10 protein-coding genes are annotated in these 12,493 nt (G+C 36.7%); 7 read left to right on the top strand and 3 right to left on the bottom strand.

Annotated features, from left to right (window positions below; all coding sequences use genetic code 11):
* The first annotated feature begins 41 nt into the window (after window positions 1-41).
* The 7 genes from FLACOL7796_RS04640 (at window position 42) to pdeM (ending at window position 9,393) form a co-directional block, all read left to right on the top strand.
* Window positions 42-1,376 carry a sensor histidine kinase gene (locus FLACOL7796_RS04640; protein ID WP_173969666.1) on the top strand — a complete coding sequence of 445 codons (1,335 nt, stop codon included), beginning with the start codon at window positions 42-44 and terminating at the stop codon, window positions 1,374-1,376.
* Window positions 1,377-1,448: 72 nt separating this feature from the next.
* The gene (locus tag FLACOL7796_RS04635; RefSeq protein ID WP_173969665.1) at window positions 1,449-1,826 is read left to right on the top strand and encodes a response regulator; all 378 of its coding nucleotides are present in this window, start codon (window positions 1,449-1,451) and stop codon (window positions 1,824-1,826) included.
* 751 nt (window positions 1,827-2,577) lie between these two features.
* Entirely contained in the window at window positions 2,578-3,183 is a 606-nt protein-coding gene (locus FLACOL7796_RS04630) for a hypothetical protein (RefSeq protein WP_173969664.1), read from the top strand.
* Between the two features lie 9 nt (window positions 3,184-3,192).
* Window positions 3,193-4,239, top strand: a complete 1,047-nt coding sequence (locus FLACOL7796_RS04625; RefSeq protein WP_173969663.1) for a ligase-associated DNA damage response exonuclease — start codon at window positions 3,193-3,195, stop codon at window positions 4,237-4,239.
* Between the two features lie 114 nt (window positions 4,240-4,353).
* On the top strand, window positions 4,354-5,955 hold the full coding sequence (locus FLACOL7796_RS04620; RefSeq protein WP_173969662.1) for an ATP-dependent DNA ligase: 1,602 nt from the start codon (window positions 4,354-4,356) through the stop codon (window positions 5,953-5,955).
* Window positions 5,956-6,291: 336 nt separating this feature from the next.
* Window positions 6,292-8,751 (top strand): ligase-associated DNA damage response DEXH box helicase, encoded by a 2,460-nt coding sequence (locus tag FLACOL7796_RS04615; protein WP_173969661.1) that lies wholly within the window; start codon window positions 6,292-6,294, stop codon window positions 8,749-8,751.
* A 6-nt stretch (window positions 8,752-8,757) separates the two neighbouring features.
* Complete coding sequence (pdeM, locus tag FLACOL7796_RS04610; RefSeq protein ID WP_173969660.1) at window positions 8,758-9,393, top strand: ligase-associated DNA damage response endonuclease PdeM; 636 nt, start codon at window positions 8,758-8,760, stop codon at window positions 9,391-9,393.
* Here pdeM and FLACOL7796_RS04605 read toward each other — a convergent pair.
* From FLACOL7796_RS04605 to FLACOL7796_RS04595, 3 genes are all read right to left on the bottom strand, one after another.
* Window positions 9,385-9,888 carry a hypothetical protein gene (locus FLACOL7796_RS04605; RefSeq protein WP_173969659.1) on the bottom strand — a complete coding sequence of 168 codons (504 nt, stop codon included), beginning with the start codon at window positions 9,886-9,888 and terminating at the stop codon, window positions 9,385-9,387. The genes pdeM and FLACOL7796_RS04605 overlap by 9 nt on opposite strands.
* 373 nt (window positions 9,889-10,261) lie before the next feature.
* On the bottom strand, window positions 10,262-11,125 hold the full coding sequence (locus FLACOL7796_RS04600) for an AraC family transcriptional regulator (RefSeq protein ID WP_173969658.1): 864 nt from the start codon (window positions 11,123-11,125) through the stop codon (window positions 10,262-10,264).
* A gap of 120 nt (window positions 11,126-11,245) precedes the next feature.
* Complete coding sequence (locus tag FLACOL7796_RS04595) at window positions 11,246-12,472, bottom strand: PQQ-dependent sugar dehydrogenase (protein WP_173969657.1); 1,227 nt, start codon at window positions 12,470-12,472, stop codon at window positions 11,246-11,248.
* Window positions 12,473-12,493 lie beyond the last annotated feature (21 nt).

Raw genomic sequence — 12,493 nt, 5'->3', positions numbered from 1 at the left:
AGATTTTTAATTTTTAATTCTCAATTTTTAATTCCCAAAAAATGTTTCAATCCTTTAAAACATACAAACTTCTGTTTTTGCGATTAATAATAATTGTCGCAGCAATCGAAGTTTCTATTTACTTCTTCAAAAAAGATTTATTGTTTACGGCAATATTCGGGCTTTTTATTGTTTTTCTGCTCTTACGCGAAATGTTTTTTTACGTTCGTAATTTTGTTCTCATTTACAATAAAACAATCGCTTCGATCTTACAAAATGATTTTAGTTCTGATTTTTCAAAACATAAATTAAATGACAATTATGCAGATTTGTTTCATTTGTACGAGTCTTTAAAAGCCAAAGAAAACGAACAAATTTCAAAAGATATCGTCTACCGCTCTATTCTTAACAATATCGAAACCGGAATTATAATTCTGCAAAAACAAGATAACGATTGGAATATTTTTTTAATGAATGACTACTTTTCAACGCATTTTAATGTTCCAAAAGTATCCAAATGGAAATACCTTAAAAACCAATTACCCACCTTATGCGAGATTATCGAACAAGATGATTTTCAGGAAATAAAAACGGCTATAGAAATTAGTATCAACGAACAAAACAACCAAACCTTTGTTTTACAGGCTTCAAGAACAGAGATTTTCGAATTGGATTATTTTATCGTTTTATTAGATTCTATCCAGAATGTGGTCGAGAAAAAAGAAAAAGAAGCCTGGGTAAATTTGATGAAAGTCATCTCACACGAACTTTTAAATTCGATCACTCCTATTCGTTCTATTTGCCAGAATTTGCAAGATTTAGTCGAACAGGATTCTTTGTCAGATGAAGATCTCGAAGATGTAAAAAACAGCGTCGAAACAATGTTAAAACGAAGCGATCACTTGCAAAAATTTGTCGAAGGATATCGCAAACTCGCCATGTTGCCATCTCCTAAAAAAGAAAAAATAGATTTACAGCATTTAATAGATAATTGCATTCAGATCATGAATCCTTTATTTAAAGAAAAAAATATCGAAGTCGTAAACAATATTACATTCAAGCGTTTCATACACGTAGATTCTCAGCAAATCGAACAGGTTTTAATCAACCTTTTAACGAATAGTTTTCATGCTGTAAAAGACAATTTACAGAAGCAGATTTTTATTTCGGCGGAAGCCAAAGAAAACCGAATCTTCATTAAAATTTCCGACAACGGAAACGGAATCGAAAAAGAGATCGAAAACAAAATATTTCTTCCGTTTTTTACCACCCGACCAGAAGGTGCCGGAATTGGTTTAACGTTATCTAAAAATATTATCGAAGCGCATGGCGGCTACATCTCCCATAAAAACGAAGACGGAAAAACTGTTTTTGAAATCAGCCTGATCGAAAATTAAACATTCAGATTATATAACATCACGCGAAAATTATATAACTCCTGTCTGCGGATTTTAAAATAATTTCATGGAATGAAAAATACAGTAATTCTCTTAGTAGATGATGACGAAGATGACTGCGAACTTTTTATCGCTGCCATTGCTTCATTAAACAAAAATATACTCACTACAATCTCTAATAACGCTCTCGAAGCATTGAATAATCTAAAGATAGCAACTGTTTTGCCAGACTTTATATTTCTCGATATGCAAATGCCTTATTTAAGTGGCGCCGAATTTATACAGGAGTTAAGGAGCATTCCCGAACTTAGTAAAATTCAGGTTGTGGTCTACTCATCGCATTCGCACGAAACCCTAAAAAAGCTAACGAACGATTTTAGTTCCGTTCAGATTTTTACAAAACCCAACAATTTTCCGGAATTGGTTAGCACACTTGACGGAATATTATAATTTTTTTATTAGAATAATTTTCAGGAGCTAATCCCGCTATTCGTTCCAATCTTTTGTGCCGAACACCGGCACAAAAGGATTTCCTCTTCTATCGGGGCTAAAAAATTCGTTTTCATAATAATGTTTCCGTACAGTTTGTCATCCTGAGGAACGAAGGATCACACATATAACTCGACAAAGATTGGCTTATTAAAACATATTACATCTTCATAATAAAACGTCTCCCGAGGGCTTATTAAAAACGTCTCCCGAGGTTGAAACCTCGGGCTATATTTAACAACAATAAATTCTCTGCGTATTTTTATTTATTAAAAAAGATTTCACTTGAATTGTAAATAAAAATAAGTCCCAGCGGGACGATATATTTATAGCAATTCGATTTTAGATAAAAAAAAGCCCCAGCGGGGCGACATATATATCGCTCCGCTGGAGCTCTAGTTTAAGAGAATATATAATTGCTATACATATAGCGCTCCGCTGGAGCTTCAATAATAAGAACGAAAACAACTTTAGGATTAGCTCCTAAAAAAAGATTCGTTTTTACCATAGAAATCCAAATAACAATCACGAAATAAACATAGCCCAAGGTTTCAACCTTGGGGACACAATATATTAAGCAATATTTCACCGTAATACATTATCAATCCCCAATTAGAAATCATATAACATTTAAGCAAAAAAATATAAATTCTAAACTCGTAAGTCTCAGTAACTTTGAGTAAAGTATTTTATCACTAACACCTTAATTGCTATGTTACTACAATTTATATCTAATTTATTCGAAAGCGACGAAGACGATCAAAATCTATACGATATTGTAATTCAGATTAATGATAAAGTTTCACCTTTAGATCGAAGAAATCTTTATATGTTACCCTTAAATGATTTCTTAACCGAAAACCATTATGGTGAAATTTCCGGTGGCGGTATACTTAAAGAAGAACCCGGAGAAATTATCTTTTGCGATATTCATGTCAAATTTTATCAGGAAGAAATAAGCAAGGCAATTTTAAACGAGATTATCAATTTTGTTGAAATTTGTGGCGCTCCAAAAGGATCTAAAGTAATTATCGAAAAAACACATCAGGAAATTCCGTTTGGTAAAAACGAAGGAATTGCCATTTATTTTGATGGAAAAAACTCTCCTGAAAAAGATCAACAAGATTACGATGTAGATTTTGTTCAGGCAGAAATTTCGAAACTAACAAATACTTCGCAAGAAAGATATTGGAAAGGAAATGCAACAACCGGTTTGTATTTCTACGGAAAATCTTTTGATAAAATGAAAGATAACGTGTCTCATTTTATGCATACTTATCCGTTGTATAAAACGGCGCGTATTGCTCAAATAGCTTAATCTCAGGTCATGAATACTCCCCTGTTAGCATTTAATGATAAAGGAATATATTGCCAGCAGGCAGATGTATACCTCGATCCGTGGCGTCCGGTTACGAATGCCATTATCACGCACGGACACTCAGATCATGCGCGTTGGGGACACAAAAATTACATTACACATTATGACAATGTGCCTATCATAAAACATCGTTTGGGTGATATAAATGTTACCGGAAAAGACTGGAACGAAACTTTTACCGTAAATGGTGTCAAATTTTCGCTTCATCCTGCCGGACACGTTATTGGTTCTGCTCAAATTCGGGTAGAATACAAAGGCGAAGTCTGGGTTTTTACCGGAGACTATAAAACCGAAGACGATGGCGTTTCTGTACCTTATGAAGTCGTAAAATGCGACGCTTTTATAACAGAATGTACGTTTGGATTACCCGCTTTTAAATGGACACCACAAGCCGAAGTCATGACCGATATTAATAATTGGTGGGCAGAAAATCGCGCTGAAGGAAAAACGTCTGTTCTTTTTGGTTATTCCTTAGGAAAAGCACAACGTTTACTAAAATATTTAGACACGGATATCGGGAAAATATACACGCACGGCGCTATCGAAAATATGACCGAAGTATTGCGTCCATTAGTTGATTTTCCGCCAACGACCAGAGTAACATCCGAAACTAAAAAAGAAGATTTATTGGGCAGTATTGTTCTTGCTCCTCCAAGCGCACACGGCTCAACCTGGATTCGAAAAATGACTCCGTTTGTTACCGGTTCTGCCAGCGGATGGATGACTTTTCGCGGTGCCAGACGTAGACGCGCTGTAGATCGTGGTTTCGTATTAAGCGATCATTGCGACTGGACGGGTTTGCTGGAAAGCATTAAAGCAACCGGAGCCGAAAAAATAATTTGTACACACGGATATTCAGATATATTCTCGAAATACCTTCAGGAATTAGGTTACGACGCAAGAACTGCCAATACGCAATATGAAGGAGAATTGGGTGAAATGGATTCCAGAAAAGATGTTGATGAGGAAATTGAGAAAATAGAGGAAAGAGAATAGAAAATAGAAAATAGATGCAAGAAGAAAGAGAATGCTTTTGATTCAATCGATCTTTTTATAAAGTTTTGCCTCTTTCATCTTGCCTCTTGCCTCTCTTAAAAAAAAAAGAAAAAAATGAAAAACTTTGCCGAACTTATAAAAGCGCTTGACAGTTCTAATAAAACTTCGGTAAAAGTTGATGCTTTGACCAAATATTTCATCAATGCGAGTAATGAAGATAAAGTCTGGACGATTGCTATTCTTTCGCATCGTCGTCCTCCAAGACCTGTAAATACTACTTTATTGCGTTTGTGGGCGAATGAATTGGCTAATATTCCGCTATGGTTATTTGAGGAAAGTTATCATATTGTAGGCGATCTTGCCGAAACCATTGCTTTGATAATTCCCACTACAAAAGAACATTCTGATAAAAGTTTAACGGAATATCTTCAGGAAATTATTGCCCTGAAAAAGAAAACCGATATCGAGAAAAAAGAATATCTGCACGAGAACTGGCTGGCGCTCAATTATTACGAACGTTTTGTTTTTACCAAATTAATTACCGGAAGTTTCAGGATCGGCGTAAGCCAAAAATTAATGACGCGCGCACTTTCTAAAGCTGAAAACATTGATGAAGATTCACTCGCGCATAAATTAATGGGCGATTGGAATCCGAATACAATTACGTTTCAGGAATTAATTTTAGACGAAAAAAACAGCGATTATTTATCCAAACCTTTTCCGTTTTATCTGGCGTATCCTATCGAAGGCGAACCATCAAGTTTGGGAAATCCGGAAGACTGGAGCGCAGAACACAAATGGGACGGAATACGATCGCAAACCATCATTCGGGATAATGAAATTTTTATATGGAGTCGCGGCGAAGAATTGGTTACCGATAAATATCCCGAATTTGCCTCTTTTATTGGAATAATTCCAGACGGAACGGTTATCGACGGAGAAATTCTTCCCTACATAGAAAATGAAATTGGAACTTTTAACGATCTCCAAACCCGAATTGGGCGAAAAACGGTTTCGGTTGCGATCCTTAAAAAATCACCCGTAATTATAAAAGCGTACGATTTGTTGGAATGGAAAGGTCAGGATATTCGAAATCTACCTTTTGAAGAAAGACGTATCTTATTAGAACAATTATTTGAAGATATAAAACATCATGATATTCCGCTACAGCTTTCTGAAAGGGTAAAATTTTCGAGTTGGGAGGAATTAACGGAGGAAAGATTGCGTTCCCGCGAAATGAAAAGCGAGGGTTTGATGATCAAACGAAAAGATTCTCCTTATCTCGTAGGAAGAAAAAAAGGCGATTGGTGGAAATGGAAAATTGAACCTTTGGTAATCGATGCGGTCCTCACCTACGCCATGCGCGGACACGGACGACGCTCGAATTTATTTACCGATTATACTTTTGCGTTATGGCAGAATAATGAAAAGAACGAACGTGAATTGGTCACCTTTGCGAAAGCGTATTCGGGTTTGACTGATGCCGAATTCAGAATGGTCGATGATTGGATCAAGAAAAATACTTTAGAACGTTTTGGGCCCGTTCGGAGTGTAACGCCACAATTGGTTTTTGAAATTGGTTTTGAAGGTATTGCACTTTCAAAAAGACATAAAAGCGGAATTGCAACACGGTTTCCAAGGATTTTAAGATGGAGGCATGATAAGAAAATTGATGAGGCGAATTCTATTGAGGATTTGAAAAGTATGATTTTATGATGTTGGGGAAATGGCACGCGGATGACACAGATTCGCTAAAGCGAAAACACGGATGGGCACGGATTTTTTGTCATTGCGAGGAACTAAGCAATCGCATTAAGAATTGCGTTAAACCGCTTTCTTCACTTTCTTAAACAAAGTAAAGTTTAATGAATCTTAATATCTTAATGGTGAAAAATATGTCACCTCTACGGGGCTTTAAAAAATACGTTAAAAAAATGTCTATAAACTGGTCGTCCCGCTGGGACTTATTAAAAGCTTAATTTTCTTAAACAAAGCAAACCTTAATGCCTCTTAATATCTTAATGGTAAAAAAATGTTAACAATAAAAAACAAATGAATAGAGAACAACTTTTTTCTATAGCAAATGACTGGTTTCAAAATCAGGGATGGAAACCATTTCCGTTTCAGACTCAGACCTGGACTGCTTTTTTGCAAGGAAAAAATGGTTTACTAAACGCTCCTACGGGCAGCGGGAAAACCTATGCGCTCTGGTTGCCTATTGTTTTAAACTACATTAAAAATAATCCCGATTATAAAACCAAACATACTCCCGGACTTAAAGCAATTTGGATTACACCTCTGCGATCGCTTTCGGTTGAAATAAAGCAGGCCGCAGAAAGAGTGGTTAATGATTTGGGGACCAAAATGACCGTTGGGATTCGATCTGGAGATACATCAGCCAGTGAAAGAGCGAAGCAAAAAGGTAAAATGCCGGATTTATTAGTGACTACTCCGGAGAGTTTACAATTGCTTTTGGCAACAAAAGGTTATGATAAAATATTTGGCAATTGTACGGCAATTGTTATTGACGAATGGCACGAATTACTAGGCACAAAACGTGGCGTACAAACCGAATTGGCTTTATCCCGATTAAAATCTATCGCCCCTAATATGCGTATTTGGGGAATTTCGGCAACAATTGGAAACCTGCAACAGGCTCAGGAAGTTTTGCTTGGAGTTGATTCAGAAGCCTATCGTAATTCGGTTTTGATAAAGGCCCAGATACATAAAAAAATAAAAGTCATTTCGATTATTCCGGATAAAATGGAAACGTATCCATGGCGCGGACATATGGGTTTGCATCTTATTGATGAAGTAGCCAAAATTGTAAAAGCGAGTAAAACAACTTTGATTTTTACCAATGTACGTTCGGCTTGTGAGATTTGGTTTCAGCGATTACTGGAGAAATATCCTGAGTTTGCAGGAGAAATGGCGATGCATCACGGGAGCATTGATCGCGAAACGAGGCTTTGGGTCGAAAATGCTATTCGGAACGAGGAACTCAAAGTCGTTGTTTGTACTTCGAGTCTCGATTTGGGAGTCGACTTTGCGCCTGTAGAAACGATTATTCAGGTGGGCGGACCAAAAGGTGTTGCGCGTTTTTTGCAAAGGGCCGGACGAAGCGGACACCAACCCGGGAAAGAAAGTGTCATATATTTTTTGGCAACGCATGCTATTGAATTGATCGAAGCTTCGGCCTTGAAAAAAGCGGTTGAAAATAGTGTGATCGAAGATCGTGTTCCCTATTTAAACAGTTGGGACGTTTTGGTACAATATCTTAATACCTTGGCGGTTTCGGATGGATTTATTCCGGATGAAATTTTTCAAGAAGTAAAAGGAACTTTTTGTTATCAGGCGATGACCGAAGAAAACTGGAATTGGGTTTTGAATTTTATCACTAACGGAAGTCAGAGTTTACAAGCTTATGACGAATATAAAAAGGTAGAAATTGAAGAAGACGGGCGTTTTAAAATCAACAGCCGATTAATTGCCATGCATCACAGAATGCAAATTGGTACGATTGTAGGTGATGCTGTTTTGAATGTAAAGTTCATGAGCGGCGGTTATATCGGGACAATCGAAGAATGGTTTGTATCGAAATTAAAACCGGGAGATACTTTTATTTTTGCCGGTAAACAATTGGAATTATTCCGAATTAGAAATATGCAGGTTTTGGTTCGAAAGGCCGATCCTAAAAAGAAATCGAAAGTAGTAAGCTGGATGGGTGGCCGAATGGCGCTTTCGGCGCAAATGAGCGAATTACTGCGTCAGGAATTGTATCGCGCCAATACGGATGATTTATCGCCGGAACTAAAGGCATTACAACCTTTGTTTGCCAGACAAAGAAAAGAATCTATCGTTCCCAGAGACGATCAGTTTTTGATTGAAACTTTTAAAACGAGAGAAGGATATCATGCTATTTTTGATCCTTTTGAAGGCCGATTTGTGCATGAAGCGCTGGCAAGTTTACTGGCATACAGAATTAGTTTACTTTTGCCTATTAGTTTTTCTTTAGCGTATAATGATTACGGATTCGAATTGCTTTCTGATCAGGAAATTGATATGCAGAATGTTTTAGATAATAATCTATTTTCGACTGAATATGTGCACCATGATTTGCAAAAAAGTCTGAATGCAACTGAAATGGCCAGACGAAAATTCAGGGATATTGCCGTAATTGCCGGTTTGGTTTTTACAGGATTTCCGGGAAAAATGGTCAAGACAAAACATTTGCAAAGTGGTTCGCAATTATTGTTTGAAGTTTTTAGGGATTATGAACCTGATAATCTATTGTTTCAGCAAGCGTATCGCGAAACCTTTGAACATCAATTGGAAGAAGGCCGTTTGATTATGGCTTTGGAACGAATAAACAATCAGGAGATTATCTGGAAACAATGTTTAAAACCAACGCCTTTTAGTTTCCCATTAATTACAGACCGACTAAGAGAAAAATTGTCGAGTGAGACATTGGCAGAACGAATTAAAAAAATGACAGCTTCGTACATGAAGTAATACTATATGAGGATTACAATACAAAATCAAACATTTATTTTACACCCGAGTGGGGCTTTGTTTTGGGAAACCAGAAAATTGCTTCTGATCTCTGATGTGCATTTGGGAAAGGTTTCGCATTTTAGAAAACATGGCGTGGCGATTCCGAATAATGTGGTTTCAGAAAACTTTAATCGTTTGACGGAGGTTGTGGAATACTTTAATCCTGACAAAATTATTTTCCTGGGCGATTTGTTTCATAGTTCGATGAATTCGGAATGGGATTTGTTCGAAAAATGGGTTGCTTGTTGTACCAATACCATAATGCTGATTGCCGGAAATCATGATATTATCGATCAGAATCATTACACTAAAATTAATATTGATGTGGTTGAATCTCTTGAAATTGATGATTTTTTATTAACACATCATCCTGTTATAAAAGAAGGCTTTTTTAATTTTTCCGGTCATATTCATCCGGGAATTATCCTGCGTGGTTTTGGCGCTCAGTCATTAAAATTACCATGTTTTTATCAGAAAGAAAATCAGATGATTTTGGCTGCTTTTGGCGAATTTACCGGAAAGCATATTATAAAACCCAAACAAAATGATATTATTTACGCCATTGCCAATCAGGATGTTGTTATGGTCAAATTAAACTGATTTCTTAAAATAAAGTTGTTTTGGAGCCTCTTCTTCAAGATCATTTTCATAACTGAATTCTTCGTAGCCTAATGACTTCAATGTTGCTGTTAAAACAGTATCAATTTCAAAAGCTTTTACCCAAATCAAATCGTGTTTTCGCTGTAAAGCCACTTCTTCGGCACGTTTAAAAAGTACAATTAAATCTTCGGGATTAAAATAAACAATATGATTGACACCGATTGGCTTATTAGCTCCCAAATTTTGATTGGCTAATCGGGAGGAATTTAGTTTCAGGAATGATAACGGATTTTCGCCTTCATACGCCATTAGCATTTCTACCGAAAAATCATTCTGAATCCTGAACAGTTTCTGACTCGAAAGGTTTTCCTGAGCGTATTTCTCTCCTATTTCTTTCTGTGCTCCAAATAAATCCGAATAGAATTTCAGGGCTTTCTCTTCCATCCAGACAACATTATCATTTATGATTACTACGAATTTTGCGACTTTTGACATATTTTCTATTATTTTATTTCATGCAAATTTGAGAGGATTTGATGGATCAGAAAAGAGCTAAATGTCTTTTAGTTTGTTCGAAAAGTCGGTTGAGTTTATTGTAACCTACATTTTTCTAGGAGCTGATACCGCTATACGTTTCAATCTTTTGTGCCGAACCCCGGCACAAAAGGATTTCCACTTCTATCGGGGCTAGGGCATTCGTTTCCATAATAATATTTCGGTATAGTTTGTCATCCTGAGGAACGAAGGATCACACTAGAAATTCCGCAAAGTCACCAATCTTTGTCCATTTACGAGTGTGATCTCTCCCTTCGGTCGAGATGACAAACTTTATGGTAATACAATATTATTTGAAATACAAGATTATAAGTTACACATTCTTTCTGCGATATTCTAAGGGTGAAATTCCTTCACATTTTTTAAAGAACCTACCAAAACCGGATTGATTCGGGAAGTTTAAGGTATCGCTGATTTGGTTGATGGTGAGCTCTTTGTTTTGAAGTAATATTTTGGCTTCGAGAACTACAATTTCGTCGATCCAGTCGCTGGCGGTTTTTCCGCTATTGTTTTTAATGACTTCTGAAAGATATTTTCGGGATACATTTAACGTATCAGCGTAATATTGAACGGATCTTTGGCTTATAAAATCTCTGGAAAGTGTTTCTTTGAACTTTTCAAATAAAGGATTTTGCTTCGTATCATTGGTATTGGTTTGCTTTATAACATCTAATTCGTAAATCAGTATATAAAGATACGCGCGTAAAATAGAGGGCTGATTATCAGAATTATGTTCGATCGATTGTCGCAGCAAATTAAAAATTTGTTCAAACTTAATTTTGTTTTTTTTCTGGAGATTGAAGACGTGCTTTTCGCTATTTTCGAAAAAATCATATTGCGATAGGAAAAAAACATTGGCCTGATTGTGCAGAAAAAATTGTGGTTTGAAAAAGATAATATCTATTAAAATTTCGTCGCTGTCTTTTGTAAAACTTCTAATTACCGAAGGCCCAAGCGTGAGAATTGCCGGAGCATGAATAACCACTTTTTTGAGTTTGGTTTGCATGACAATACTGCCTTTTCGAAGAAATTCTATGGCATAACTTTCTGCGCGATAGGGTTCGCTGATATACGGATGATCTTTTGCCTGAATATAAAAATACTCTTTAACATTGTTGGCATCATTAAACAAACTTTTATGATGCTCGAGTGAATATGTAGTGATTTTTGTATTCAATTGTTTTGGCTTTAATCGATATCAAATATAAGAAACGGTTTTTTGCATCACAAATAATGGCGCTATATAGCGCCATTTATGAGTATTCTCTTAGAAGAATATATATTTAAAAATTGAAACTTATTTTTTATCGATTTTATAAAGTCTTCCGCCATCAGTAACAGCATATAAAGCTCCGTCATTTCCTTGGGTTACATCTCTAAAACGTTGGTTTTCTGAAGCAAGAAGTCTTTCTTCTCCAACTACTTTATTGTCTTTTATGGCAAGACGCACGATATGCATTCCGCTTAAAGCGCCTATGAAAAGATTATTTTGCCATTCCGGAACGCGATTACCGATGTAAAATGTCATTCCGCTTGGCGAAACTACTGGATCCCAATAGTAAACCGGTTGTTCTAGACCATCTTGTTGCTGAATTCCCGCTCCTACTTTTTCTCCACTATACTCGATTCCGTATGTAATTGTTGGCCATCCGTAATTTGAGCCTGCTTTAAGGCGATTGATCTCGTCCCCTCCGCGTGGTCCGTGTTCTGCCAGCCAGATTTCTCCTGTATTAGGATTAAGCGCTAAACCTTGCGGATTTCTGTGTCCGATAGTATATAATTCCGGTAAAGCTCCTGTTCCTGTAAAAGTTGGATTGCTACTTGCTGGCTGACCTTCTTTTGTTAATCGAACCACTTTTCCTAAACCTGATGCAACAGATTGTGCTAAAGGTCTTGTTTCTAAAACCGAACGTTCTCCGGTACTTACAACAAGAAAACCAGATTTATCGAAAAGAATACGTCCGCCATAGTGAAGCGTACTACCATTTGCTGGTTTAGCTCTGTAAATAACGGTTGCTCCTTCGATTGTTTTTTCGTCGGCTGAAAGTTTTCCTTTCGCTACAGCGGTATTATTTCCGCCTGTTGTCGCTTCGGCATATACCCAGTAAATCATGCGATTTGTAGTAAAATCAGGATCTATAGTTAAACCTAATAAACCTCCTTGTCCACCAGCATTAACAGCAGGAATACCTGTAATTGGTGCGCTCAAAACTCCGGCAGTCGTAGCGATACGCATTGTTCCTGTTTTTTCAGTAATCAATAATCGTCCGTCAGGAAGGCTTTTGATTCCCCAAGGACTCGTTAAAGCTGTAGCAATTACAGTTCCCTGATACGGTGTATTAGTTTGAAGTCCACTTGCTCGGGTTTGTCCAGCAAAGGCTGGTTTGTAAGTTGTATTGGCCGCATTTCCTTCGACAGGATTGGTTGTTGTGCCAGGATTTACATCGACATCTTTATCACTAGAGCAGCTTAATAAGGTGATTAACATACTCGAAACAATAGCAATCTGGTTAATATTTCTCATAGTTTTGGGATTTTTATGATT

It is taken from the genome of Flavobacterium bizetiae, from assembly GCF_902804475.1.
GTDB lineage: Bacteria > Bacteroidota > Bacteroidia > Flavobacteriales > Flavobacteriaceae > Flavobacterium > Flavobacterium bizetiae.
Note: the sequence above shows the minus strand (reverse complement) of the source record. Positions and strands in the feature narration are given on the sequence as shown.